Source organism: Natronobacterium texcoconense (genome assembly GCF_900104065.1).
Lineage (GTDB): Archaea > Halobacteriota > Halobacteria > Halobacteriales > Natrialbaceae > Natronobacterium > Natronobacterium texcoconense.
Genome location: NZ_FNLC01000001.1, coordinates 1,205,711 through 1,230,814 on the forward strand (window position 1 = coordinate 1,205,711; position 25,104 = coordinate 1,230,814).

Here is a 25,104-nt window from a genome sequence, read left to right on the forward strand (position 1 = left end):
ATGACTATCGATCCGGACGAACATACCGTAGACGAACTCGAGGAAGAGCTCGAATCGATCGACGACGCGGATACCCTCCAGTCGGTCATGGAGGCAGAGCAGGCGGGACGGGACCGCAAGACCGCTCGTGAAGCGATCCACCGACGGCTGGAAGCGATCGGCGCAGTCGAGGGCGACAGCGAGAAACTCGAGGGTGACACCGAGACCGAAGGCGAGTACGAGGAGACGAAAGAGACGGTCGGCGAGCAAGCGGAGGGTGAGGAGGTCGAAGAGGTGGACGAGGAGGAAGACGAAGAAGAAGAGGACGACGAACTCTCTCACCCGACCCGCGACAAGAGACACGTCCGTGCGCTCGAGGGCGGCGAGTACGCCGACATGTGGGTGTTTTGTGAGACCCAGCAGGGCGAACTCGTCGACGTCTCGAAGGAGATGCTGGGGAAGGCCCGGCGACTGATGGACCAGTTCGCCGAGGACTATGGGGACGAGGAGAACGTCGTCGCCTTCCTGATCGGCGACGACTGCGAGGGCCTCGCCGAGGAGTGTATCGCCTACGGCGCAGACGTCGCGGTCTACCACGACGACGAGCGACTCGAGCGATTCCTGCACAAGCCCTACACCGAAATCTCGACTCATATGGCTCGCGGCGAGGGATCAGTCGAGAGTACGGACTGGCGCAATTACGACGAGCCACGCTACATCCTCTTCCCGGCGACGAACAACGGACGGGACCTCTCGGCGAAGGTACAGGCCGAACTCGACTCCGGGCTCGCGTCGGACTGTTCTGACCTGTTCATCGAGGAGAACGAGGTCTCGAATCCCGTCAAGACCGGCGAACCCGGCGTCAAGAAGACCTTCGAGAAAGTCCTTCACATGAAACGGCCCGACTTCTCCGGGTTCGAGTACTCGACGATCCTCTGTCTCGACAATCCAGGACGCGATTTCCACCCGCAGGGTGCCTCGGTCATCCCAGGCAGCTTCGACCCGATCGAACCGGACCACGACCGCGATGGACTGGTCGTCGAACACGAGATGGACCTCGAGGAAGAGTGGTTCCGCGTCGAGATCACCGAGTACGACCAGCTCGAGGCCGGGATCGACCTTACGGGCCACGAGGTGATCGTCTGTCTCGGTCGCGGCATCGCGGACGACCCCACGGAGGGGATGGAACTCGGCCTCGACCTCGTCGATGCCTTCGAGGATGCCGAACTCGGCATCACACGGGGTATCGTCACTTCCTCCTACCAGTTCGAGGGCCACGTCGAGGAGTACTCGAAGGAGGAACGCCAGATCGGTGAAACCGGCCAGGTCGTCGCACCCGAACTCTACATCGCGGCAGGCGTCTCCGGCGCGGTCCAGCACAAGGTCGGGATGGACGAGTCCGACACCATCGTTTCGATCAATACCGATCCGGACGCCCGTATCCGGGACTTCTCGGACTACTTCGTCGAAGGTGATCTGTTCGAGGTCGTTCCGCAACTGATCGAGGCGATCGAAGCCGGCGAGACGAAACTCGAGGCGATCGCCGACGGCAGCGGTGGCGACGAGAGCGGGGGTGAGTCACAATGAGCGCCGACTCGAGCGACCGCGAACACTACGAGGCGGTCGTCGTGGGCTGTGGTCCCGGCGGGGCCGCGGCCGCTGCACGGCTCGCCGAGCACAACATCGAGACGCTCGTCCTCGAACGGGGTACGGCAGCGGGGTCGAAGAACGTCTCCGGCGGCCTCATCTACGCCGAGAACTCCGCGCCGTACACGATCGACGACCTCTTCGACGGCTTCCGCGAGGCGGCCGCCGAACGGCCGGTCACGGACTACCGAATCCACAACGTCGCGGGCAATCGCGTCAAGACCTACGACCTCACCGATCTCCACGAGCACGACACCGACTGGTGTGACGCCGTACTCCGCCGGCAGATGGACTCGTGGCTCGAGACACGCGTTCACGAGAAGACGAGCGAGACGGGGGGCGGCGTCCTGACGAACGTCCGTGTGAACGGACTACTTCGGGAAGACGGCGAGATCGTCGGCGTCACCTGCGACGAACTCGATCCGATCGAGGCGGATATCGTCGTCGCCGCAGACGGAGTCAACTCCGAACTCGCCCGCGACGCGGGCCTGATGGACTGGGAGGAGCCCGAGGAGTGGTTCCAGGGCGTCAAGGCCGTCGTCGATATGGATCCCGACGTCATCGACGACCGGTTCGATATCGGGGAGGACGAGGGCGTCGCCCACCTCTTCTCCGGCGACCTCTTCGAGGACGTCCGCGGCGGCGGCTTCCTCTACACCAACGAGGACTCGCTTTCGATCGGGACCGTCTTCCACCTCGACAGCCTCGTCGAACAGCAGGCCGAACCACACCAGTTACTCGACGCCTTGCTGACACACCCGATGATGGCCCGCTGGCTCGGCGACGAGTACGAGGAACGCGAGTACGCAGCGAAACTCGTCCCCGACTCGAAGAAGGTGGCCCATCCAGAACCGTACCAGGACCGACTCGTCCTCGTTGGCGACGCGGCCGGCCAGATGCAGGCCCAGGGCCCGATCATCAAGGGGATGAACCACGCCGTCACCGCCGGCGCGCTCGCGGCCGACGCCTTCGCAGTCACCCGGGGCAACGCTGACCCCGAAGCCGCGGGCCGGCGATACGCCAGGATGCTCGAGGAGTCGGGTACGATGGATAAACTCCGTCCCCGGCGGTACGAACTCGCGCGGACGGTCGGCGAACGCGACGTCGTCACGAACGCCGTCGAACGCGTCCTCGAGTCGCCAGTCGGCTCGCTGGCGCTCGGGAATCCGATCGCGGATCGGCTCCTGCAGCGGGCGTTCAACTCACCGTTCATGCTGGCGATGTTGCCCGACACGAAAACGGGCTACGTGACGATTCCGTCGATCATCGGCGAGGAACACGGCCGCACCATCCAGTGGGAGACCGATATCGAGCCGCCGAGCCTCGAGGAACGGATCGGCGACCTCACCTACGACACCGACGTCGGTAATCCCCACATCGAACTCCAGGACGAGTCCTTCGAATCGAGCGGAACGGCAGTCTACGCCTGCCCGGTCAGCGCGGAGGACTTCGGCGGCGGCTGCTACCGCTCGGAGGAGGTCAAACGAAACGGCACCGAAGAGACAGTCGTCAGTCTCGACACGCAGCCGTGCGTCGAGTGTGGCACCTGTGCGATCGTCGCCGACACCGAATGGGAACACCCACGCGGCGGCAAAGGCGTCGAGTACCGAGAGGGGTAATGAGCCGATACGGACCCCGGATCGCCGCGTTACAGCGCCAGGCCGAACGCGACCGGCAGCGACTCGAGGACGAGCGCGAGTCGGACTCGCGGGTCGACGAGCCAGCCGACTACCTCCGGGACGGCGCTGGCAGCGCCATCTGGCTCTACGTCGAGGGTCGAACCGGCGGGCGGATGGTTCCGTACTCGGCGGCCGAACTCGAGGCCCTCGAGGGAGCGATGAACGACTGGCTCGAGTGTTACGCACTGTGTCACGGCGTCGAGATGGAGGCGGCGTTTACGGTTCGCGAGGCGGCAGAACTGTTGCTCGAGACGCGAAACGTGATCGATACGGCCCAGTTACTGCTCGGCGTTCCAACCCGGTGAGGGTCGAACGGCCTACGTATCGTCTAAAACGAAAGACATGGCGTCCGACGGCTCCGAACAGTCATCGACGTTCGGACCCTGCCTATCGACGTGGCACTGATCGTCGAGTACGAACTCCGGACGCCAGTACTCCGGCCAGCGGAAGCGACGGACAACCGTATCCACCTCGAAGAGGGGTACAGTACGGAATCCGGAGCACTGAAACTGCTCTTCTGGGCGATCGGGGAAGAGTCCGAATCGTTCCAGGCTACCGTGAGGGACGACCAGAACGTGATCGAACTCTCGTTGCTCGAGGAGACGGTCGATCGCCGACTCTACAGCGTCACCCTGACCGACAGAGCCGCGAACAAACTCACGTATCCCCTCGCCGCCGAACACGACATCGTGATACTGGAGGGCGTCGTCACCGACTCGACACTCGTCCGGGCTCGAGCGCCGAGTCGCGAGGCGCTGTATGCCTATCGTGACAGCTGTCTCGAGCGTAACGTCGGCTTTCGAGTAAAGCGAATCTACCAGGAGAAAGAGCGAGCGACCGACCGGTACGGAATCACCGAATCGCAGCGCGAAGCGTTGCTGGCCGCGTTCGAAGCAGGCTACTTCGCAGTGCCGCGAGACACGTCGCTGTCCGATATTTCGGCAGAGCTTGGCATCTCCGATCAGGCGCTGTCGGCACGACTCCGGCGCGGACAGGCGAACCTCCTGGCACAGACACTCGGGAAAGACCTCCCCCGTTTTGAATGATTGACCTGCCAACGACGCTGCTTTCAGTGCTGGTCGGCCTTCTTGCGTTAATGAGTACTGAACAGCCGATGGCGACGGTGGGCGACGACCAGTTCGTCTATCAGACAGCGACGGAACGACCACCCAGCGAGGCGGTTGTCGCTGCAATCGCAGCCCAGACCGACGACGCCCCGATAGCGATCGCCGGCGAGTACGGACCGCTGTACGAGGTCGTCGATCCTGGCGCACTGGACGCACTGTTCGACTCGTCGGGCGGGCCCGACCGGTCCGAGGGAACGGTCACGTTCACCTACGCGAACCGTCGCGTCGAAGTCGATACGACGGGGCGAGTGGTACTTCGCCCGCTCGAGCAAGAACAGGTATAGACCGTCAGTAGATCAGTTCGTCGTCGTTTTCGACCATGTACAGCGTCCGCGCAGCGATGTTGACCGCGTGATCGCCGACGCGTTCGAGGTCACGAACCGTCAACAGCAATCTGGAGACGTCCTGCAGAAGCGGCTCGGCCTCATCGGGTGACTCGAGTTCGCGCTCGATCAGGTCCCGGACGACGGTCTCGCTGGCCCGCTCCGCGACCGCGTCGAGTTCGTCGTCTCGGGTTGCAATCTCACGGCAGCGGTCGGTATCTTCGGTGTCGTACGCGACCATGGCGTCCTCGACCATCTCGAGGGTCATCTCGCCCATCGACTGGACGTCGACGTCCGGGAAGAGATCCTGTTCGGCGTTTATAGTGTACTCCCCGAGGTTGACCGCGAGGTCGCCGATCCGTTCCAGGTCGGTGATAATCTTGAACGACGCCGCGATAAACCGAAGATCGCTGGCAACAGGCTGCTGGAGCGCGAGCAGGTCGATACACTCCTGTTCGAGCTCGAGATACATCTGATTGATTTCGCTGTCGCCATCCATCACCTGCCGGGCGAGGTCGACGTCTTTCTGCTCGAGTGCGTCGAGTCCCATTCGAAGCCGCTCCATGACAACCTCACTCATATAGAGAATGTCCTCACGGAGTTCCGTGAGTTGTGCCTGATACGATTTTCTGGCCATGATGCAGGCACCTTTGCGGGCGTAAATATAGCTTGCGCCCACGACGAACGTTACACCCGTCTGTCGGTTGGCCGGAGAGTCCAGCCTCGCGTTCGACACCCCGAGCCGAACCCCGATCGGTACTCGTCGATCCGCTCGTACACCTCGAGAGAGTCCCCGAGCGAGACGTTGTCTGCTCGGGCTTCCGTCTGTGGCGTTCGAACGACTCTGTCTGGCGTCAAAGTCAGTTCCGTCGAAGGCCGATAGCGGACCTCGAGCATGCGACTCTCGTCGATGGACGCTCCGAAATGTAGCGGGCGACGGGACCGATTTCTCCGCGGTTTCGGCGGTCAAAACGGCTGATCGAGCACACACAGGGGTGTCAGTGACACCGCCCTACGGTGGAATCGAGTCCAGCCGCCGACGAATCTTTGATACCCGCCACCGTAGCACCCCGAACAGATGGGGAATCGCAGTGAGACGGACACCGACGACCAGTCCGACGCTCGAGGCTACGGCGAGGGATGGGAGGACCTTCGCCAGCAAACCCTACGTCGCGACGGCTATGCCTGTACTCGCTGTGGTGCCGACGACCGGACGCTCCAGGCCCACCACGTCGTCCCGCGATCCCAGGGCGGCCCCGACGAACTCGAGAACCTGCTGACGCTGTGTCGGCCCTGTCACGGCGTCATCCACCAGTCGAACAGTTCGTTCGACGACGTTCGCGACGACGCGCCGCTGTTCCCCGAACCGGACGCGCCCGATCCGGTCGCACGGATGCGCGAGCCAGGCGACGGCGACTGTAGTCGCTGTGGACACGAGTTCGACCCCGAGGAACTCGTCGCCTGGACGGACGTCCCGCCGGCCGACGGTTCCGTCCCCGACCACCTCACCCTCTGTAAACCCTGTGCCGGGTTCGCCCTCGAGAACGTCCCGGCGTGCGACCAGGAGTCGCTGACCGGAAACCACCGGTTCGGGATCCACGAACTCTCGGCGTGGCGGCTGGACGCCCCTGTCCGCTCGAGCATCTTCGCCTCGCCACAGGTCGCCGTCCGCCGGGAGCCACGGACCGTGCGCGAACGGATCGTCGACGACACGCCGCTGCGATTCGTCTGGAACCACACGGGTATCCGCTGGCTAACGCTGATCGCGATCGGGTACGTGCTGTTGATGCTGGTAGTCGCGTCGATCTAACCGCAGCAAAAAGATCGTCGACCGCTGAGCGGCGAGAGTCGGTCTTACCCGAACTTGCCCGTGATGTAGTCCTCGACGCGGTCGTGTTCGGGGTTCTCGAAGATCTTGTTCGTGTCGTCGAACTCGACGAGTTCGCCGCCGGTGAGGAAGACGGCCGTCTTGTCGGAGATACGGGCCGCCTGCTGCATGTTGTGGGTGACGATGACGACCGTGTACTCCTCGGCGAGTTCCTCGACGAGGTCCTCGATCTTCGAGGTCGCGACGGGGTCGAGCGCCGAGGCCGGTTCGTCCATCAGAATGACCTCGGGGTCGGTCGCGATCGCTCGAGCGATACAGAGTCGCTGCTGCTGGCCACCCGAAAGATCAAGTCCCGACGAGTCGAGTTGGTCTTCGACCTCGTCGAGGAGCGCGGCACGCTCGAGTGCCGTCCGGACTTTCTCCTCGACGTCGCCGTCGTCTTTCCCCTGAACGCGGAGTCCGTAGGCGACGTTGTCGAAGATGCTCTTCGGGAAGGGGTTCGGTTTCTGGAAGACCATGCCGATCTTCCGGCGGAGAGCGACGGGGTCGACGTCTTCGTCGTAGACGTTCTTTCCGCGGAAGTAGAGGTCGCCCTCGACGCGTGCGACGTCGATGAGGTCGTTCATCCGGTTGATCGACCGCAGGAACGTCGACTTCCCACAGCCCGAGGGTCCGATGAGAGCGGTCACCTGCTGTTCGGGAATCTCCATCGAAATACCCTGGAGCGCCTGGTCGTCGCCGTAGTAGACGTCGAGATCGCGAGACTCGAGGATTGTTTCGGAGACGTCGGGACCGTCGAGCGGTGCCTCTTCGGTCTCCACGCCGGTCTCGGGTTCGGAACGGCCGGTCTCGGAAGTCGATACGGTTCGTGGGCCGCCGCCGTTCGCGGTCATACGAGGTACCTAGGCGTTGGTCCTGGCGCAGTTACCTGTTCCGGATTCGGTCGGTCGATCGGCTGTTCGGCTGCCATTACGTAGTCGATGGCACGTCCCGGACAAATACTCCACTATGATACGTATGTCGGAAAACTGTGGGATACGTAGCACTATATAGTCTGCAGGAATCGAGAGGAAAACGGAGCGAGTCTCACCCGCGAGGATCGTACCGGTTGCGGATGTAGATCGCGACGGCGTTCATCAGCAACAGTACGGTCAGCAGGACGACGATCCCTGCCGCAGCGACGTGCTGGAAGTCGTCTTCGGGGAGTTTCGCCCACTCGAAGATCTGCATCGGCATTGCACCGAACGGCCCCGTCGGATCGGTCAGGTCCGGCGGCGCAAACAGCGTCGTCGCCGCACCGACCATCAGGATCGGCGCCGTTTCACCGATCGCTCGAGATAGCGAGAGGATAATCCCAGTCATGATGCCCGGGACCGCCTCCGGGAGGACGACGTTGCGGATCGTCTGCCACTTCGTCGCACCCGCACCGTAGGACGCCTGGCGCATCGAGTCGGGAACCGCTCGCAGCGACTCCTGGGACTGGACGATGACGATCGGCAGGATCAACAGGGTAAGCGTCAGCGAACCCGCGATGAGACTCTGCCCTGTCTGGAGTGCCCGGACGAACACCGCCAGGCCGAGCAGTCCGTAGACGATCGACGGAACGCCCGCGAGGTTCGAGATGTTCGCCTCGATAAACCGCGTCAGGAAGGTATCACCGGCGTACTCCTCGAGGTAGATCGCCGCACCGACACCCAGGAACAGGGTGAAGATAGCGGTGAGCGTGATCAGATAGATCGAGCCGACGATCATCGGGTACATCCCGCCGGGACCGGTTGGGAGGTCACCGTAATTCGACGGATCGTAGTGTTCGACGATCTGGGACGGCGGATACGTCAGGAACTCCCAGGTGAGCCAGCCCCAGGCCTCGACGATTACGTCGACCAGCAACGCGACGAGTGCCACGATGCCGACCATCGTCGCGGCAAAACACAGCCCGAGGAAGACCCGCCCGAGCTGGCGTTTGCGTTTCACCGCCGATTCGTCGAACTCGAACTCGCTCGTTTCCGTACTCATTGGTACTCCTCCCGGTAGCGCGACCGGATCCACATACTGAAGACGTTCATCAGGAACGTCATCACGAACAGGGTCAGCCCGATCGCAAACAGGCTCTGGTACCCGATCGATCCAACCGACGCGTCACCGGTCCCGATCTCGACCATGTATGCCGTCATCGTCTGAATCTCCTCGAACGGATCGTTCGTAATCTGGGGCAGGGCCCCGGCCGCGAGCGTGACGGCCATCGTCTCGCCGATTGCCCGCGAAATCGCGAGGATGTACGCCGCCATGATCCCCGACAGCGACGCCGGCAACACGACCTGCGTCGAAACCTCGAACTTCGTCGCTCCGAGTCCGTAGGCGGCGTTTCGAAGCGAATCGGGGACCGCCGACATCGCGTCCTCGGAAATCGAAGACACCATCGGGATGATCATGACTCCGACGACGATCGCCCCCGCCGCAGCGTTGAACGTCCCCGGAACCGGTAGGAACTCGACGTGCCTCCCGAGTGACTGCAGGATCGGCGTGATAAACGACAATGCGAAGAAGCCGTAGACGATCGTCGGAATCCCCGCGAGAATCTCGAGCGTCGGCTTTACGACCTTCCGGACCCGCGGATCGGCGTACTCGGAGAGGTAGATCGCGGTCAGCGTTCCGACCGGAATCGCGATCAACGCCGAGCCGACGGTAATCATCAGGGTTCCCCAGACCAGCGGTAACACACCGAAACTCGGGTTGTCGGCCGCTCGTGGCGACCAGTTAGTCCCCGTGAAGTACTCGGTCAGCGAGACGTACGAGAAGAAATCCATCGCGCCGTCGACCAGGACGACGATGATCGCGAGCGTCGTCGCGACGGTGACGAACGCACACGCGAAAAAGACGTACCGAGCAACCTTGTCGCCCAGCGTCCCGACGTCGTTACCGTTCCGGCTCAGATCCAGTGGTTCAGTACTCATGTATACCTCTCGATGGCGTCCTCGAGTTTCTCCCGCTGATCTTCGATCGTCTCGTCGGGAACGGCGTAGAACCCGACGTCACGTGCCGTCTCCTGGGTGTTCTCGAGGTAGAACCGCATGAACTCTCGGAACTCGGGCCGCTCGAGTTCGTCCAGGCGTACGTAGAGAAACATTGGCCGGGACAGGGGCTGGTACTCCTGTGCTTCGATCGTTTCCGGAGTCGGGATTACGCAGCCGTCACCGTTGTCGATGGCGATCAGGTCGACGTCGTCCTCGTTCTCGTAATAGTAGCCAGCGCCGCCGAAACCGACAGCGTACTGGTTGCCACGGACGCCACGGATGATGTTGTTCGTGTCCGGCGAGCCGCTGTAATCGTTGCGGATGTTTCCGACGGCACCGTTTATCTGCTCGGTGAAGTAGTCGTACGTCCCCGAGGCGGCGTCACGTCCGTAGAACGAAATCGGTTCGTCGGGCCAGCCATCGTTGTCGTCGTCGAGGTCCGCCCACGTCTCGACGTCCGACCCTCGCTCCCACATCCGGTTGAGCTGGTCGACCGTGAGACAGTCACACCAGTCGTTCTGTGGGTGTTTCATGACTGCGAGGCCGTCCAGCACGACCTCGAGTTCGAGCCAGTCGACGTTGTTTTCCTCACACTGTTCTCGTTCGTCGTCGCTGATCGCTCGACTCGCGTTCTGGAGTTCGGTTTCACCCCGGCAAAACTGCTGGAATCCGGCTCCAGTACCGGAGCCGCTGACTGGAATGTCTACCTGGTTGTTCTCCCACATGAACAGCTCGGCCACGAGCGCGCTGTTTGGCAACAGCGTGTTCGAACCGTCGATCGTGATTCGCCCCTCGAGCCCGCTGTCTTCGCCACGTGTGATACAGCCAGCAAGTCCAGCAAGAGCGGTTCCCGCAGTGCCGAGTAGAACGCGCCGACGTGAGAGTCCACCGTCGTCGGCCCGATTCGATATCGGCTCATTTCCCATCATTCACCTAGTGGGGATATCGTCTCTAAATACTCTACTATGTTCTCTATATACTGCTATATGGGGCAATCATTCGCACGAGGTGAACTGGCGGCCTGTATACGACGGCCTATGAGGACAGCACACCGGTCACTGTCTGGCGTCTCGTACTCGAATCTATAGATGGATGTGGATTTACGTTTGGATCTCGAACGCCGATCCATGGAGACGCGCAAAGTACAGGTGACGGGTGGGTCGACGTACACCGTCTCGCTCCCGAAAGGGTGGGCGACGGAAAACGACGTCAGTTCCGGGACGGTCGTCGAACTTTTCCCCGAGGACGACGCCTTGCTGCTGACGCCACGGAGCGAGACCGAACGGCAGGAAGGAACCCTCGACGTCTCGGATCTCGAGGGCGAACGGCTCACGCGGGCCGTAATGACGATGTACGTAAGCGGCTTCGATATCATCCGTCTCGAGGCCAGCCGGATCACGACCGACCAGCGACGAGCGATCAGGGACGCGACACAGAGTCTCGTCGGCGTCGAAGTCCTCTCGGAAACGACCGACAGCGTCGTCATCCAGGATCTACTCGACTCCTCGGAACTGTCGATCGTCAACGCCGTCCGGCGGATGCGTCTGATCGCGACCTCGATGCTCGAGGACGCGGTGCGGGCGCTGGTCGAGAACGACGACGACATCGCTCACGACGTCATCGAACGCGACGACGACGTCGACCGACTCTGGCTGGTCGTCTCCCGGATCTTCCGGGCGACGCTTCGCTCGCCCCGCGCCGCCGAAGAACTCGGCGTCTCCCGCGAGGACTGTTTCGACTTCCACTCGAGCGCCCGGCAACTCGAGCGTATCGCCGATCACGCGGCCAAGATCAGCCAGCTCGCGCTCAAACTCGGCGACATTCCAGCGGAAGTCGACGACGCGCTCGCAGCCCTGCACGCCGACGCGTCGGACGTTCTCGAGAAGTCGATGGACGCGCTGTTCGCCGAGGAAACCGACGAAGCGAATCGACTCGGTCACGCCGCTCACGAGGCCGTTCTCGAGATCGACGAACACACGCGACGCGTCGACGACATGCTCCGAGACCTCGACCCCGTTCAGGCCCAGTCGCTGGGATTGATCGTCGACTCGCTGTCCCGGAGTGCAGACTACGGCGGCAACATCGCCGAAACCGCGCTCCAGAAGGCAGCGCCTCGTCCGCGGTCGTAAGCGACGAGAGCAGGCAAACGGCACGTTCGTCACACAGATCGTCGAACCGGAAGCGGCCAGAAGGTAGATTTGTACCTGTTAGTGAATGAAGATATGGTCTCGAGGCGGAAACTGTTGGGTGGAGTCGCTACGGCCTCACTGCTGTCGCTGTCCGGTTGTCTGGCGAATATGGACGTCGTCAACTATTACAAGAAAGCGGATCAGCTATTTCAGGCTGCGGAGGTCTCGAGAGAAGAGGGAGAACTCGAAGACGCGATGTTTCTGTACGGAGAGTCTGCCACCTACTTCGAATCTGCGAGAGAGCTGACGGAGAACGAACACTCCGAACGATTCTGTTACGAAGCCCGGGAAGTCGCACGGATTCACGAGGAGGCGACCGAGGCGATGATCGAAGAACACGACCCCGACGACGACGAGACGTGGGACGTCCCGGACGACATCAGCGAGTACGTCGAACCCAGTGACCGTCGGAAACTCGACGAGTACGAGATCCGATATTCGGCAGCCCTGGAGCGACGAACTCGTCTCCCCTCTTCTTCCTAACAGCGTGCGATCCCTGGCGACGAACCTGCCCGTTCTTCGGAGTTGTGACGCAGGAAACCCACGTTGTATTTGGCAAACGGGTCGGCCCCGCTCGTTTCGATCCTGTTGGTACTACCGGGAATGCAGTGTCGAAGAAAACCTTTGAAAACGGCTTACTCGTCGAGCAGAACGGCGTTGACCTGTCCGGTCTGGCCGGGACGGGACGTTACGCGTGCTTGCCCTTCGGACGTCTCGATGACGGCGCCTTTCGTGATGATGTTTCGGCGGACGTAGTTGGGGTTTGCCTCGTTCTCGACGACGTCCTCGATTTCGGCCGAGACGGTCTCGTCGCCGTTGTTGACGCTTGCGACGTTCGTCGCAAGCGCACGAGTCTTCGTATCGTTACCGCGGACGTCGACAGTACGGAACCGGGGCTCGCCGACCTGCGTCTCGGTCGGGAGTCGGCCGAGTTCGTCCTTTCGGCGCTTGCGAACGTTCTTCAGTCGACCGCCGGTACGCTTGCGCGTAGAGCGTCCCTGATCTTGCATATACGGGAGAAATCGTGGCGTCTACTTGAATGCACGCTTTCACGCCGGCGGACCCGTCCACCCCGCCTCGGTCCAATCCACTGTCCATTTCGTGTCGCGGGACGAACCACACACAATGAGTGTCTCGTCTCTTCGTCGCCGACTCCGGGCCGTCGCTCTGGAGGCAGACCGTCGGTACGTCGCCTTCGGTATCGTTTCGGTCGGAACCGTTCTTCTCGCAGCCGTCGTGTTCGATAGCGGCTTCACGAACCCGCTCCCGCTGTACTATCTCTACGGTGGCCTCGTCGCTGGGAACGTCACCCTCATTACCGTCGTCGTTTCGATCAACCAGCTGGTTCTCTCTCGCGACTTCGGCTCGCCGAATCAATTGCGAGACGAGATCAGGCAAACGATCGACTTCCACCGGTCCGCGACGAACCGAACGGACGTCCCGTTCGAACCGGCTCCGTTCTTCCAGGCGTCAGTCGACCAACTCGAGTCCTACTCGACCGCTCTCAGCCGATCGGTTGTGGACAGCGACGAAGCCGGACGTGAGCTTTCGGCTGCCGTGTCGACGTTCAATTCCCGAATCGACGAGCACGTCTCGGCAGTTCGAACCCGCCTCGAGGACGACGCGTCGTCTCCATTGCTCGCCGTCGTCGTCGCGGTGCTTCCAGTCAGATACATGGACCTCATCCAGTCAGTCCAGTACGTCAAAACCGAATTCGCAGACGAATTGTCCGCGGACGACGAGAACCTACTCGAGGAGGTCCGCACCGAACTCGAGCAACTAGATATTGCCCGGTACTATTTCGTCTCGATTGCTATCCAGCGCGAACTGTCGCGGCTGTCACAGACACTACTTTATACCGGCATCCCTGCCGTCTTCCTGGCGATCACGATGCTCGTTCGACTGGCGGGCTACGAAACAGCCGCGGAACTATCGATGGCGACGATTCTGCTTGCGATACTGACAGTCGCCATCGGATTCCTCCCGATAGCCCTGTTGACTGCCTTTGCAGTGCGAATATCGATCGTCGCACGACACGTCTCGATTACGCCGTTCGATCTACGACTCGAGCGGGAACCAGTGGAAAAATAGGGTTACTCCTGTTGTGCGTCGACGACCGCCACGCTCGCCAAGTTCACGATATCTTTGACCTCGTCGCCGCGCTGGAGGACGTGGACCGGCTTGTCCATGCCGACGAGCATCGGGCCGATGGCGTCGGCACCGCCCAGTCGCTGGAGCAGTTTGTAGCCGATGTTACCCGACTCGAGGTTCGGGAACACGAGCACGTTCGCGGGTTCGTCGAGTTCCGAGAAGCCGTAGGTTCCCTCGAGGATGTCTTCGACGACGGCGGTGTCGGCCTGCATCTCGCCGTCGACGGGGAAGTCGGCTTCGGGGTCGTCCTGCAGCATGTTCGCAGCACGGCGGGGTTTGCGGGTGCCCTGATTGTCGACGCTGCCGAAGTTCGAGTACGACAGCAGGGCTGCGCGGGGTTCGATGTTGAACCGCCGGGCGAGGTCGCCGGTGAGTTTGGTGACTTCCGCGAGGACGTCCTCGTCGGGGTTCTGGTTGACCGTTGCGTCCGCGACGAAGACGACGCGGTTCTTGAACGTCAACATGTAGACGCCGGCGGCGTAGTCGACGTCGGCGGCGGTGCCGATGACCTGCAGTGGCGGCCGAAGTGCCGACGGATAGTGATGGGAGAGACCGGTCAGGAGGGCGTCGGCGTCGCCCTGTTCGACCATCACACTCCCGAAGTAGTTCGAGTCGTTCTCGATGAGTTCGGTGGCTTCGGTTCGGGTGATCCCCTTGCGCTGGCGGAGGTCGTGGAGGCGTTCGGCGTACTCCTCGTAGTCACCGACGGACGGATCGGCGACCTGTGGCTCGAAGTCCAGCCCGAGGTTCGCCGCCGTCTGGCGGATTTCGCTCTCGTCGCCGATGAGGATCGGTGCGGCGATTCCCTGCTCCTGGATCTGGTAGGCCGCTCGGATGATCTTCTCGTTTTCACCTTCCGCGAGCGCGACCGTCTTCGGATCGCTCTTTGCCTTGTTGAGGACCACTCGCATCATCTCGCGGGACTTGCCGAGGCGGGCCTCGAGTTCCTCTTCGTACTCGTCGGGGTCGATCTCGGTACGGGCAGCGCCGGACTCCATCGCGGCTTCGGCGATCGAGGGAGCGACCCGGAAGAGGACGCGGGGATCGACCGGCTTGGGGATGATGTAGTCGGGACCGTACTGGAGTGGTTCGTCGCCGTAGGCCTTGACAACCGCGTCGGGGACGTCCTGCCGTGCCAGGTCCGCGAGGGCTTCGGCACAGGCGACTTTCATCGCCTCGTTGATCTCGGTGGCCCGGACGTCGAGTGCACCACGGAAGATGAACGGGAACCCGAGGACGTTGTTGACCTGGTTGGGGTAGTCGGAGCGGCCTGTGGCCATGATGACGGTGTCGTCGCGGGCCTCCTTCGCTTCCTCGTAGCCGATCTCGGGATCGGGGTTGGCCATCGCGAAGATGATCGGGTCGTCGGCCATGGACTGGACCATCTCCTGGGAGACGATCCCGCCGATCGAGAGGCCGACGAAGACGTCAGCACCCTCCATCGCGTCCGCGAGGTCGCCCTCGGGGACGTCGCGGGCGAACTGCCGTTTGTACTCGTTGAGTTCGCCGTTTCCGGCGCGTTCCTCGGTGATGATTCCCGAGGAGTCACACATCGTGATGTTCTCTCTCTTGCAGCCAAGCGAGACGTAGAACTTCGCAGTCGCGATCGCGCTCGCACCAGCGCCGGAGAAGACGATCTCGAGGTCTTCGAGGTTCTTGTCGGCGATGTCGGCGGCGTTGAGCAGTGCCGCACCGGAGATGATCGCAGTGCCGTGCTGGTCGTCGTGGAAGACGGGGATGTCGATCTCCTCGCGGAGTCGCTCCTCGACGGTGAAACACTCGGGGGCCTTGATGTCCTCGAGGTTGATTCCGCCGAAGGTCGGCTCCATCATCTTGACGGCTTCGACGAGTTTGTCGGGATCGCTCTCGTCGAGTTCGACGTCGAAGACGTCGATATCTGCGAACCGTTTGAAGAGGACGCCCTTTCCTTCCATGACGGGTTTGGAAGCCTGTGCGCCGATGTCGCCGAGACCGAGGACGGCGGAGCCGTTCGAGACGACGCCGACGAGGTTGCCCTTCGCAGTATAGGTGTAGGCTTCGTCTTCGTCCGCGTCGATCTCCATACACGGTGCGGCGACGCCCGGCGAGTACGCGAGCGAGAGATCACGCTGCGTATTCGTCGGTTTCGTGGTCGATATTTCGATCTTTCCTGGCGGATCGGTCTGATGATAGTCGAGTGAGTCCTCGTCCAGTCCCATACCAGGGACACTAGGGGCGACCACTAAAAACAATGCGAAGGGGCATTTCGACATCTGTCGAATTATCGGCGGTGGAAACCGTCACTGGAACTGTTCCCCGTTTCGACCGTTTTATACGCACCGCGCCAGTCAGGAGGGATATGGACGTCGCGCTTGGTGGGACGTTCGACCCCGTTCACGACGGTCATCGCAAACTGTTCGAACGGGCGTTCGAACTCGGGGACGTAACAGTCGGACTGACGAGTGACGACCTCGCGCCCAAGACACGACAGGTCGACCGGGAGATCAGATCCTTCGAGCAGCGACGGGAGGATCTGGCGGACGAACTCGAGACCATCGCCGAGGAGTACGACCGCGAGTTCGAGATTCGCACGCTCGAGTCGCCGACCGGCATCGCGACCGAGCCCCAGTTCGAGTACCTTGTCGTCTCGCCGGAGACGCGCGAGGGTGGCGAACGGATCAACGAAATCCGCCGCGAGCGAGGGCACGACGCTCTCGAAGTCGTCGTCGTCCCCCACGTTCGAGCCGAAGACGACGACATCATCTCGAGCACCCGGATCGTCAAGGGTGAGATCGACGAACATGGAAACGTCCTCGGCGATAGCGACGAGTCGACGACGGAATAGGAGAGAAGCGAGCGGCTACTCGAGTCCGACTGCTGTTCCAGCATCGTATTCTCCAGTTACGGCCAGCAACAGTTCGCCGACCTCGGCTAACGTTCAGCTACGGTTACTCGCGATTGCCACGTCTTATCGCCTTACCAGCCCGGTGGCTCGAGGCCGGCGGTCTCCAGGACGTCTTTCCAGCGTGACTGGATCGACAGCCGTGAGACGTCCGCGGCGTCGGCGACCGTTCCCTGACTCACTCCCTCGCCGGCGACGAGCGAGCCGGCGTAGACGCTCGCCGCGAGTGCGGGCCGTTTGGATCGGTCGTCCTCGGGGACGTCGGCGAGAAAGAGATCGGCCGCACACGACCGTGCCTCGCTCGATAACTCCAGTCGGTCGGCGATTTGATCGAGTTCCTCGAGCCAGGACTCGTACTCGATGCGATCCCGGGCGCTGTGCATACCCGAACTATCGCCTCGTCCGAAATAAATCCGCGGACGAACCGTTTCTGTTCACCGGGTTACCGTTCCGGACCGCCAATACGGTGCTACTGGACCCAACGGACAGCTACGAACGGGTAGGTGAACCGGCCGTTCTCTCCGGATTTCACTAGGAGGTGGCTACTAAAGCGGGGGGAAGATGAACGGATGGACGACCCGACAGTATTCACGACCGTCCACGACCCTTCGCCCGGCTTCGGTCACGGTCGGGCACACCGACATGAAAGAGCCAACCTGCAAACTCGTCTGTACCGGCTGCGGGCTCGAGATGCCCTACCGGGACCGATCGCTGGCTGAACAGGCCGCGGAACTCCACCAGCTACGGGATCCGGAGCACGTAACCTTCATCGTTCCGCCGGACTGGTCCCCCGAGGAGCCGGTCAAGCATCAGTGACCGCTGGATCGACAGGTTCTTACTCGATTCGTGAAAATGCAGGAACGAGCGCGGGTAGCCAAGCTAGGCCAACGGCGCAGCGCTTAGGACGCTGTCCTGTAGAGGTCCGCCGGTTCGAATCCGGTCCCGCGCATTGCTGTCGCGAGCTAACCCGCGAGCGACAGCAATCGTCGGCCGGTTCGAACCAGACGAGTCGCAGCGCGAACGGAGTGAGCGACCGTCTCGGCGAGGTTCGAATCCGGTCCCGCGCCTCTCTAACCTGAGACCACCTACTCGAGCGCCCAAACCACCCCGATTTCTTTCCCCCCATGACACGACAAAATCAGACACCTGTCGGACGGCCCATAACGCTTATTCGAGCGGGCACAGGTTGTATGATCAATGGACGGGTTAGACGACGTGTTCGGTGACCTCTTCTCGAGTGTCGACGGTGTCCTGCTGTTTTCGCCGAGTGGTTCCTACTACGAGCGGTTTGCGGCGATCGAGGAAGTCGACGTGATCGTCGTCGGGACGGAAAACGAGGTCGGCGCGGAGACGTTCGTGGAACTCCCGCTTGCCTTCGACGACGTCGCCGATCGGATCAAGTTCGGCATCGAGGGAGCACTCGAGCAGGAGGTAATCGAGGACGGGGACGAGCTAGCCTGTGCCACCCGGATTTTCGCTGACGAGATCGACACCGTCTCCCGGGTCCGTGCGAGTGCGGACGCACACACTGGCATTTACGATCTGTTCGCCAAGTCCCGTGCCGAACCCGACGTCGTCAAGTCTGTCCTCGAGTTGGCGGTCGAACTCGGCAAGAAAGGGCAGAAGGGCAAACCTGTCGGGGCGCTGTTCATCGTCGGCGACGCGGGGAAGGTGATGAACAAGTCCCGGCCGCTGTCGTACAACCCGTTCGAGAAGTCCCACGTCCACGTTGGCGATCAGATCGTCAACGTGATGCTCAAGGAGTTCTCGCGGCTCGATGGCGCGTTCGTCATCTCCGACGCCGGCAAGATCGTCTCGGCGTATCGGTATCTCGAGCCCTCCGCGGAGGGAGTGGATATTCCGAAGGGGCTGGGTGCTCGGCACATGGCTGGCGGTGCGATCACCCGGGATACGAACGCGGTGGCGATCGTCCTCTCCGAGAGCGACGGTCTCGTCCGGGCGTTCAAGGGCGGTGAACTAATTCTGGAGGTCGATCCGGAGGCGTACTGACATGGAGTGGCAGACGTTACTCGAGGAGCCAGCGGTCATCGCCGCTGCGGTGCTTGCCCTCGGGCTCGTCGCTGGCTACCTGGTCGGGCGGCTCAACAACGAGTTGCTGACGGCCGCGGGCGTTCCGGAAGCGGTCGAGGGGACGCCGTTCGAGCGGACGGCGCAGTCGATCGGGACCTCGACGGTCGAGATCGTTGCCCGACTGAGTTCGTGGTTTATCTACGGGATCGCCGTCCTGACGGCGATTCACATCGCCCAGTTGCTGGACACCGACGCGTTCTGGTTCCGCGTGACGGAGTTCATCCCGCAGGTCTTCGTCGCGGTGCTCGTGTTGATTCTCGGCTTTATCGTCGCGGACAAGTCGGAACTGGCCGTTAGTGAGTACCTTCGTGGAGTCAAGCTTCCCGAAGTCTCTTTGTTCCCGAAGATCGTCAAGTACTCCGTTCTCTACGTCACGTTCGTCATCGCGTTAGGGCAGATCGGCGTCCACGTCCTCGCCCTGTTGATCCTGTTGACGGTGTACGCCATCGGGTTGCTCGTCGTCTTCGTCGTTGCCTTCAGGAGTTTCCTGACCTCGAGTGCGGCGGGAATCTACCTGTTGCTCGAGCAGCCCTACAGTATCGGCGACGAGATCGAGATCGGCGACCAGTCGGGGATCGTCCAGGAGGTCGATCTCTTCGTCACGAAGATCGAGGACGAGTCCGAGGAGTACATCGTCCCGAATCGGAAGGTCTTCGAGGACGGGATCGTTCGAGTTCGAGACTGACGTTCACGGCGCGGTGACGGTCGAACTGTTTTCATCGTCGTAAACTGCCACCGGCACCCATGAAACATTGTTAGCGTTAGAAACGATTATGTAGAACAAACTTGAGTGTGGTATGCAATGGCAGAACATCGGTTGATCGATACCCAGGTCGGGGTGATCGGAGCGACGGTCCTCATCATCGGAAACGTCATCGGCGTCAGCGCGTTCGTCCTTCCTGGACCGCTTGCCGGCGACGCCGGTCCGGGCGTGATCGTCGCGCTGTTGCTCGCGTTGATCCCGCTCGTCTTCGGCATTCTCATGTCACTGCAACTCGGGAGCGCGATTCCGGTCGCCGGCGGGAGCTACGTGTATGCCTCGCGGCTCGTCGGGCCGTTCTGGGGGTTCCTGTTGCCGTGGATCACAATCCCGGGTGTGTGGGCCGGCATGCTCTTCATCGGACTCGGCTTCGCAGAGTACGTCGACTTCGTCGCGGAGAACATCTCGTTCGTCCCGTCGGTGCCCGAACTCGCGCTCGTCTACGCGTTGCTCGTCCCGTTTATCGTCCTGAACGTCCTCGGAATCAGGATGGTTGCGATCGTCCAGTTCACGATGGTATCGCTCATCGTCGTCGGCATGATCGCGTTCATCGTTCCCGGTGCGTTCGCGATCGATGCGGCCAACTACACGCCGCTGTTCCCGGAAGGTGCTGGTCCCGTCATCGTCGCAATCGTCTCACTGTACTTCCCGCTTCGCGGGTTCCGACTCGTCGTCGAACTCGGCGAGGAGATGAAAAATCCTGCAGAGAACATCCCGCGCGTGCTCGGCCTGTCGGCCGCCGTCTCCCTCTCGTTGCTGATCGGTCTCGTCGTCGTCCTCGTCGGCACGACGAACTGGCAACAGCTCGGTGGTATGGACGCCGCCGTCGCCCAGGTTTCGCTGGGGAGCTTCCCGGCACCGCTGACGGGACTCGTGCTTGTCGCCGCCGCGATGGGTGCGCTCACGTCGATCAACATGACTTACACCGCCTACTCACGGCTCCTGATGCGAGCCGCTCGAGACGATATCATCCCGTCGCCGATTGCACGGGTCCACCGCCGATTCAACTCGCCTCACGTCGCCGTTCTCCTGCTTGGTATCCCGCCGCTGGTCGTCGCACCAGTCTCGCCAGGGACGGTGACGCTCTCGGTCGCGCTCTCGCTGACGATCCTGTTCGGGCTCGCCGTCGCCGGGGTCGCGCTGTGGAACCTGCCGAAAGCCTTCCCGCAGCGGTACGAACACTCGCTGTACAGGTTACCGCCATGGCTGCTCAAGTTCGTCGCCGCCGGCGCGGTCGTCTCCGCCGGGTTCCTCTGGGTACTGGTTTCGACGCAGCTTCCCGAGATGGTTGCCGTACTCGTCGGCTGGCTGGTCCTCGGCTACGTCTTCTACCGTGTCCGGATTCGTCGGTTCGCCCAGCGCGGCGTCGACCTCGAAGAGCGGATGGCGAGACTACACGAAAACGAGCGAGTAGAGACGTAGGTCGGTCGAGGTTTCAGTACTCCTCGAGCGAGAGTCCGGCGTGCCAGCGGTCGACGCCGGCCTCGCGCTTTTTCGCGTCCATCTTCGCGAGCAGGTGGGTCGCGAGCGTCGCCGTCTCCGCCGCTCGAGACTCGCCTTCGGTCCTGAACTCGCCGGTCTCGCGGTTCGCGTAGACGGTACAGACCGCGCCGGCACGGAGTCCGTAGAGGTTCGCCAGCGTCATGATGGCGCTTGCCTCCATCTCGATGTTCTTGACGTTCGCTTCTTTCAACTGGTCGACGAGTTCTTCGGAGCCGGCGGCCTCGAAGCCGTCGTAGCCGGGGCGACCCTGCCCGGCGTAGAACGAGTCGGCGCTCATCGTGACGCCGGTGTGGTAGTCGTAGCCCAGCCGTTCGGCCGCGGCGACGAGCGCGCTGACGACCTCGTAATCCGCCGTCGCGGGGTAGTCTTCCCGGACGTACTCGTCGCTCGTCCCTTCCTGCCGGACGCCACCGGTCGTGATCACGAGGTCGCCGACGTCCATCTCGCGCTGGAGCGCACCACAGGAGCCGACCCGGATGAACGTATCACAGCCGACACGCGCCAGTTCTTCGACCGCGATAGCCGCGGACGGACTGCCGATACCGGTCGAGGTGACCGAGATCGGCGTCCCCTCGTAGCTTCCCGTCGCAGTCCGGTACTCGCGGTGGCGTGCGCGGATCTCGTGGTCCTCCCAGTGAGCGACGATCTTCTCGAGGCGTTCCGGATTGCCCGGCAGGAGGACGGTGTCCGCGACGTCCTCGGGGCCGACCTCGAGGTGGTACTGTACGTCCGCGTTCGGGTCTTCGCTGTCGCCGGTCATTCGACGCCGGTGATTCGCGCCGACACCGTATATAAATGCGGGGCACGCGTACTCCCGGTATGGCACGCGGAACGCTCGCGGACACGTACGCCGCGGCCGTCCAGCACGACCTGGCGGAACTTCCGGAGGAGGCGACGCTGATCGGGGTCGTCCGGAAACCGGCGCCGTGGTTCCACAGCGCGGTCGACGAGAACAGACCGGAACTCGGGCCGCCCGTCGACCTGCTCGAGGCGACCAAAGACGCCGAGGAAGAACTGAAGATGCAGGGGCTGTGTGCCGAGGGTGCCCACAACGCGGCCTGGGATCGAGTGAACTTCGACGAGCAGTTTCGAACCTATCTCGAGACCTCGAACGAGGCAGGGGATGCCCTCGAGGACCTGCAGTCCCGGCTCGAATCCGGTGAGTCGCTGGCGCTGGTCTGTTACGAGAACACCGAGAAGAAACGGTGTCACCGGACGATTCTCCGGGAGCGGCTCGAGGATCGAATCGGCGCGGAGTAGAACGCTACTCGAGTGTCTCCTCCGAAATCGTGTTCGGCAGCAGTTCGCCGAGGGTGTACTCGCTCGGTTCGTCGTCGCCTTCGTCACAGACGATCACGAGGTCGTCGCCGCAGAATTCGGCGAGCGTCTGGCGGCACATCCCACAGGGAGTGACGCCGTCCCGACGGCTCGAACTGACGGCGATCCTGGTGAAGTCGCGGTGGCCCTTCTTGACCGCCTCGGCGATGGCCACCTCCTCCGCGTGGAGGCTGTTACTGAAGTTCGCGTTCTCGAGGTTACAGCCGACGAAGACCTCTCCGTCTGCCGTCTCGAGGGCGGCCCCAACGCGGTACTCGGAGTAGGGAACGTGTGCGGCAGACTGGATCTCGCGGGCGCGCTCGAGGAGTTCGAGATAGGGCATGAAAACTGGTACTCTCGAGTCGTGCAAGAAAGCACCGACCGTGCTTGCGGATTCGGTTACGATACGTCAGTGACCGTCGATACGACGACCTCGCGTGCGTCCCCGACCAGCGCATCGACGTCGTCGCTTTCGGCGTAGATTCGGACGTACGGTTCGGTCCCGCTCGGCCGGACGAGGATCCACGAGGCGTCCTCGAACTCGAGGCGAACGCCGTAGTCGGTGTCGACGGCCGCGTCGGGGAACGCTGCGGGAAGGTCGGACTCGAGAGTCGCCATCACGTCGGGTTTGGCGTCGTCGGGACAGTCGACGCTGACCTTGCGGTAGGGGCGTTCGGTGACCGGGTCGCGAAGCGTCTCGGTGTCGCCGACCTCGGCGACGAGCGCGGCGACGGCGGCGGCGCTCGCGACGGCGTCGATCCAGCCGCCGAAGTGGGTGTGGACGTGCTTCCAGGGTTCGGCAGCGAAGACGACCTCGGTTCCCTCGTCGCCTGCACGTCGTTCACGAGCGATTCCCTCGTGGAGCGCGCCGAGTCGGACGCGTTCGACGCGGCCGCCGGCCTCGCGCACCTGTTCGTCGATGCGTGCGGAGGCGTTCGGCGTCGTGACCACGACGGGGTCGGCGGCGTCGCTCTCGGCCGCGTAGTGGGCTGCGACGACGGCCAGGACGGTGTCTTCGTGGATCACCTCGCCGTCGGGACCGAGGACGACGAGTCGGTCGCCGTCGCCGTCGTGGGCCAGTCCGAGGTCGAACGAGCCAGCGGCGAGAAAGTCCGAGAAGTCTGTCAGCGTCTCCGGCGTCGGTTTGCTCTCGCGTGCCGGAAAGTGGCCGTCGACGGTCGCGTTGACCGCGACGACCTCCGCGCCGAGTCGCTCGAGAACCTGCGGCGTCGCGACCGACGCCATCCCGTTCCCACAGTCGACGGCGACCGACAGTCCCTCGAGGAGGCTCCCCTCGTTCTCGCCGTCACCGAACGCCGAATCGACGTAGTCGACCACGGCGTCGCGGTACGGCTGGAGCACCTCGAGCCGATCGGAATCACCCCAGTCGTCCCAGGAGGCGAGCGTGTCGCCGTCGACGCGGCCCTCGATCGTGCGCTCCGCGTCGCGGTCGTACTCGACGCCGTCGACGAACAGTTTGATCCCGTTGTCCTCGGGCGGGTTGTGACTCGCGGTGATCATCGCGCCGCGTCGCCCCTGCGAGGCGAACGCGAGCGCCGGCGTCGGCACCTGCCCGAGTCGGTAGACGTCGGCACCGGCGCTCTCGAGGCCGGCTTCCATCGCCGCCGCGAGCGCCGAACCGGTCTCGCGGCCGTCGCGACCGACGACGAACGTCTCTCCCGGCTGGCCTGCGGCCTGCCCGACCGAAAGCGCGAGCGCGGGCGTGATTTGCTCGACCGGGCCACGGATCCCGGCAGTCCCGAACAGTGTCATGTGAGGTCGTTTCCAGAGGAGACACTTATAGTGTCGGAGAGTGCGCCGACGGCAGAAGAGAAAGGGGACACCCGACCGTATCCGACGCGCGAACGGCGGCGACGGGGGGTGTTATGCGTCCGGCTGTTCGTCGATCAGGACGACGGCCTCGCCGTCGATGACCATCGCGTCGTCGCTCTCGTTTCGGATGACCGTCTCGAGACGGAACTGACCTTTCCCGAGGTTCTCGACGACTTCCACGCGCGCGGAAACGGTGTCACCGATGCCGACGGGACCGCTGAACTCGAGGTCCTGGGAGAGATAGATCGTGAGCCCCGGAAGGCGTGCCAGGGCAGCGCTGATGAGTCCGGAGACGAGGGTCCCGTGAACGATCCGTTCGCCGAAGCGAGTCTTCTCGGCGAACTCTTCGTCCAGGTGGAGGCGGTTCGTGTCGCCGCTGATCTCTGCGAACGCACGAACGTCGTCTTCGGTCAGCGTCTTCTCGAAAGTGACGGTGTCACCGACGCCGATATCTTCCCGGTCGTCGACGGTCCGATCGAACTCCCACTCGAGGTTGGAGTGATCGACCGACGGAATCGATGCGGGTACCGTCTCGTCGCTCGCGCAGCCGTCGGTCGACTGACTCGAGGTGGCCGTCGGCAGCATCGCTGAGACGGCAGCACGGTTGGCCGCGGTCGCGCTCTGGAAGAAACTCTGAGTCATCGACGTCCAGGCGTCAGTCACGGCAGTGAAATCGGGTGTCCCGGAGTTCTGGTGAGACATTCTACGAACGAATTAAGGAGGGAGACATTATGACTTCTTTGGCTCATCTAACCACCTTTTACTACGGGAAACTGGCCATA

At 62.7% G+C, this 25,104-nt stretch carries 27 protein-coding genes and 1 tRNA gene; 16 read left to right on the forward strand and 12 right to left on the reverse strand.

All coding sequences use genetic code 11. From position 1 onward, the window contains the following. The 5 genes from BLR35_RS06055 (at window position 1) to BLR35_RS06075 (ending at window position 4,716) form a co-directional block, all read left to right on the forward strand. Window positions 1-1,566: an electron transfer flavoprotein subunit alpha/FixB family protein gene (locus BLR35_RS06055; RefSeq protein ID WP_090378822.1), complete on the forward strand. Its 1,566-nt coding sequence runs from the start codon at window positions 1-3 to the stop codon at window positions 1,564-1,566. Next, a complete protein-coding gene (locus BLR35_RS06060; protein ID WP_090378825.1) occupies window positions 1,563-3,245 on the forward strand; it encodes an FAD-dependent monooxygenase in 1,683 nt (560 codons plus the stop codon). The genes BLR35_RS06055 and BLR35_RS06060 overlap by 4 nt, the downstream gene beginning before the upstream one ends. After that, the gene (locus BLR35_RS06065) at window positions 3,245-3,610 is read left to right on the forward strand and encodes a DUF8055 family protein (protein WP_090378828.1); all 366 of its coding nucleotides are present in this window, start codon (window positions 3,245-3,247) and stop codon (window positions 3,608-3,610) included. Before BLR35_RS06060 ends, BLR35_RS06065 begins: the two co-directional genes overlap by 1 nt. A 90-nt stretch (window positions 3,611-3,700) precedes the next feature. Next, complete coding sequence (locus tag BLR35_RS06070) at window positions 3,701-4,351, forward strand: helix-turn-helix domain-containing protein (RefSeq protein ID WP_090378830.1); 651 nt, start codon at window positions 3,701-3,703, stop codon at window positions 4,349-4,351. Between the two features lie 50 nt (window positions 4,352-4,401). Then, window positions 4,402-4,716: a HalOD1 output domain-containing protein gene (locus BLR35_RS06075; RefSeq protein WP_090378832.1), complete on the forward strand. Its 315-nt coding sequence runs from the start codon at window positions 4,402-4,404 to the stop codon at window positions 4,714-4,716. 4 nt (window positions 4,717-4,720) lie between these two features. Here BLR35_RS06075 and phoU read toward each other — a convergent pair whose 3' ends face one another. Then, window positions 4,721-5,392, reverse strand: coding sequence for a phosphate signaling complex protein PhoU (gene phoU, locus BLR35_RS06080; protein WP_090378835.1), 672 nt, complete (start codon window positions 5,390-5,392; stop codon window positions 4,721-4,723). A gap of 441 nt (window positions 5,393-5,833) precedes the next feature. Between phoU and BLR35_RS06090 the strand changes: the two genes are divergently transcribed. Further along, window positions 5,834-6,565, forward strand: coding sequence for an HNH endonuclease (locus BLR35_RS06090; RefSeq protein WP_090378842.1), 732 nt, complete (start codon window positions 5,834-5,836; stop codon window positions 6,563-6,565). Between the two features lie 44 nt (window positions 6,566-6,609). Here BLR35_RS06090 and pstB read toward each other — a convergent pair whose 3' ends face one another. The 4 genes from pstB to BLR35_RS06110 form a co-directional block, all read right to left on the reverse strand. Next, window positions 6,610-7,476 carry a phosphate ABC transporter ATP-binding protein PstB gene (gene pstB, locus BLR35_RS06095; RefSeq protein ID WP_090378845.1) on the reverse strand — a complete coding sequence of 289 codons (867 nt, stop codon included), beginning with the start codon at window positions 7,474-7,476 and terminating at the stop codon, window positions 6,610-6,612. A gap of 193 nt (window positions 7,477-7,669) precedes the next feature. Further along, window positions 7,670-8,599, reverse strand: a complete 930-nt coding sequence (gene pstA, locus BLR35_RS06100; RefSeq protein ID WP_090378848.1) for a phosphate ABC transporter permease PstA — start codon at window positions 8,597-8,599, stop codon at window positions 7,670-7,672. Beyond that, entirely contained in the window at window positions 8,596-9,537 is a 942-nt protein-coding gene (gene pstC, locus BLR35_RS06105; RefSeq protein ID WP_090378850.1) for a phosphate ABC transporter permease subunit PstC, read from the reverse strand. Before pstC ends, pstA begins: the two co-directional genes overlap by 4 nt. Next, a complete protein-coding gene (locus BLR35_RS06110) occupies window positions 9,534-10,523 on the reverse strand; it encodes a PstS family phosphate ABC transporter substrate-binding protein (protein WP_090378853.1) in 990 nt (329 codons plus the stop codon). Before BLR35_RS06110 ends, pstC begins: the two co-directional genes overlap by 4 nt. Window positions 10,524-10,724: 201 nt before the next feature. On the opposite strand from BLR35_RS06110, the gene BLR35_RS06115 reads away from it, so the two are divergent. Together BLR35_RS06115 and BLR35_RS06120 are read left to right on the forward strand one after the other, a co-directional pair. Continuing rightward, entirely contained in the window at window positions 10,725-11,726 is a 1,002-nt protein-coding gene (locus BLR35_RS06115) for a phosphate uptake regulator PhoU (protein WP_090378856.1), read from the forward strand. A 93-nt stretch (window positions 11,727-11,819) separates the two neighbouring features. Beyond that, the gene (locus BLR35_RS06120) at window positions 11,820-12,269 is read left to right on the forward strand and encodes a hypothetical protein (RefSeq protein WP_170830974.1); all 450 of its coding nucleotides are present in this window, start codon (window positions 11,820-11,822) and stop codon (window positions 12,267-12,269) included. 152 nt (window positions 12,270-12,421) lie between these two features. Here the strand turns inward: BLR35_RS06120 and BLR35_RS06125 are convergent, their stop codons facing one another. After that, the gene (locus BLR35_RS06125) at window positions 12,422-12,796 is read right to left on the reverse strand and encodes a 30S ribosomal protein S8e (RefSeq protein WP_090378862.1); all 375 of its coding nucleotides are present in this window, start codon (window positions 12,794-12,796) and stop codon (window positions 12,422-12,424) included. A 115-nt stretch (window positions 12,797-12,911) separates the two neighbouring features. On the opposite strand from BLR35_RS06125, the gene BLR35_RS06130 reads away from it, so the two are divergent. After that, window positions 12,912-13,877, forward strand: a complete 966-nt coding sequence (locus BLR35_RS06130) for a DUF7972 family membrane protein (RefSeq protein WP_090378865.1) — start codon at window positions 12,912-12,914, stop codon at window positions 13,875-13,877. 2 nt (window positions 13,878-13,879) lie between these two features. Here BLR35_RS06130 and BLR35_RS06135 read toward each other — a convergent pair whose 3' ends face one another. Beyond that, window positions 13,880-16,135, reverse strand: coding sequence for an NADP-dependent malic enzyme (locus tag BLR35_RS06135; RefSeq protein ID WP_090378868.1), 2,256 nt, complete (start codon window positions 16,133-16,135; stop codon window positions 13,880-13,882). A 140-nt stretch (window positions 16,136-16,275) separates the two neighbouring features. Between BLR35_RS06135 and BLR35_RS06140 the strand changes: the two genes are divergently transcribed. Next, window positions 16,276-16,761, forward strand: a complete 486-nt coding sequence (locus BLR35_RS06140) for a phosphopantetheine adenylyltransferase (protein ID WP_090378871.1) — start codon at window positions 16,276-16,278, stop codon at window positions 16,759-16,761. Window positions 16,762-16,892: 131 nt separating this feature from the next. On the opposite strand, the gene BLR35_RS06145 is transcribed toward BLR35_RS06140, so the two are convergent. Further along, complete coding sequence (locus tag BLR35_RS06145) at window positions 16,893-17,201, reverse strand: transcription initiation factor IIB family protein (protein WP_090378874.1); 309 nt, start codon at window positions 17,199-17,201, stop codon at window positions 16,893-16,895. Between the two features lie 259 nt (window positions 17,202-17,460). Here BLR35_RS06145 and BLR35_RS20590 point away from each other — a divergent pair, with 259 nt between their 5' ends. From BLR35_RS20590 to BLR35_RS06165, 5 genes are all read left to right on the forward strand, one after another. Continuing rightward, window positions 17,461-17,634, forward strand: a complete 174-nt coding sequence (locus tag BLR35_RS20590; protein WP_006674019.1) for a hypothetical protein — start codon at window positions 17,461-17,463, stop codon at window positions 17,632-17,634. A 48-nt stretch (window positions 17,635-17,682) separates the two neighbouring features. Next, window positions 17,683-17,767, forward strand: a tRNA-Leu gene (locus tag BLR35_RS06150). 248 nt (window positions 17,768-18,015) lie between these two features. Further along, on the forward strand, window positions 18,016-18,828 hold the full coding sequence (gene dacZ, locus BLR35_RS06155) for a diadenylate cyclase DacZ (protein WP_090378877.1): 813 nt from the start codon (window positions 18,016-18,018) through the stop codon (window positions 18,826-18,828). Between the two features lies 1 nt (window position 18,829). Beyond that, window positions 18,830-19,594, forward strand: coding sequence for a mechanosensitive ion channel family protein (locus BLR35_RS06160; RefSeq protein WP_090378880.1), 765 nt, complete (start codon window positions 18,830-18,832; stop codon window positions 19,592-19,594). 117 nt (window positions 19,595-19,711) lie between these two features. Beyond that, window positions 19,712-21,091 (forward strand): APC family permease, encoded by a 1,380-nt coding sequence (locus BLR35_RS06165; RefSeq protein WP_090378883.1) that lies wholly within the window; start codon window positions 19,712-19,714, stop codon window positions 21,089-21,091. Window positions 21,092-21,104: 13 nt separating this feature from the next. Here BLR35_RS06165 and BLR35_RS06170 read toward each other — a convergent pair whose 3' ends face one another. After that, entirely contained in the window at window positions 21,105-21,932 is an 828-nt protein-coding gene (locus tag BLR35_RS06170; protein ID WP_090378886.1) for a nucleoside phosphorylase, read from the reverse strand. Between the two features lie 59 nt (window positions 21,933-21,991). Here BLR35_RS06170 and BLR35_RS06175 point away from each other — a divergent pair, with 59 nt between their 5' ends. Beyond that, window positions 21,992-22,432, forward strand: a complete 441-nt coding sequence (locus tag BLR35_RS06175; RefSeq protein WP_090378888.1) for a DUF488 family protein, N3 subclade — start codon at window positions 21,992-21,994, stop codon at window positions 22,430-22,432. 4 nt (window positions 22,433-22,436) lie between these two features. On the opposite strand, the gene cdd is transcribed toward BLR35_RS06175, so the two are convergent. The 3 genes from cdd to BLR35_RS06190 all read right to left on the reverse strand — a co-directional run bounded on the left by cdd (window position 22,437) and on the right by BLR35_RS06190 (window position 25,024). Further along, the gene (gene cdd, locus BLR35_RS06180) at window positions 22,437-22,832 is read right to left on the reverse strand and encodes a cytidine deaminase (RefSeq protein ID WP_090378892.1); all 396 of its coding nucleotides are present in this window, start codon (window positions 22,830-22,832) and stop codon (window positions 22,437-22,439) included. Window positions 22,833-22,888: 56 nt separating this feature from the next. Then, window positions 22,889-24,262, reverse strand: coding sequence for a phosphohexomutase domain-containing protein (locus tag BLR35_RS06185; RefSeq protein WP_090378895.1), 1,374 nt, complete (start codon window positions 24,260-24,262; stop codon window positions 22,889-22,891). A gap of 111 nt (window positions 24,263-24,373) precedes the next feature. Continuing rightward, on the reverse strand, window positions 24,374-25,024 hold the full coding sequence (locus BLR35_RS06190) for a MaoC family dehydratase (RefSeq protein WP_090378898.1): 651 nt from the start codon (window positions 25,022-25,024) through the stop codon (window positions 24,374-24,376). Window positions 25,025-25,104 lie beyond the last annotated feature (80 nt).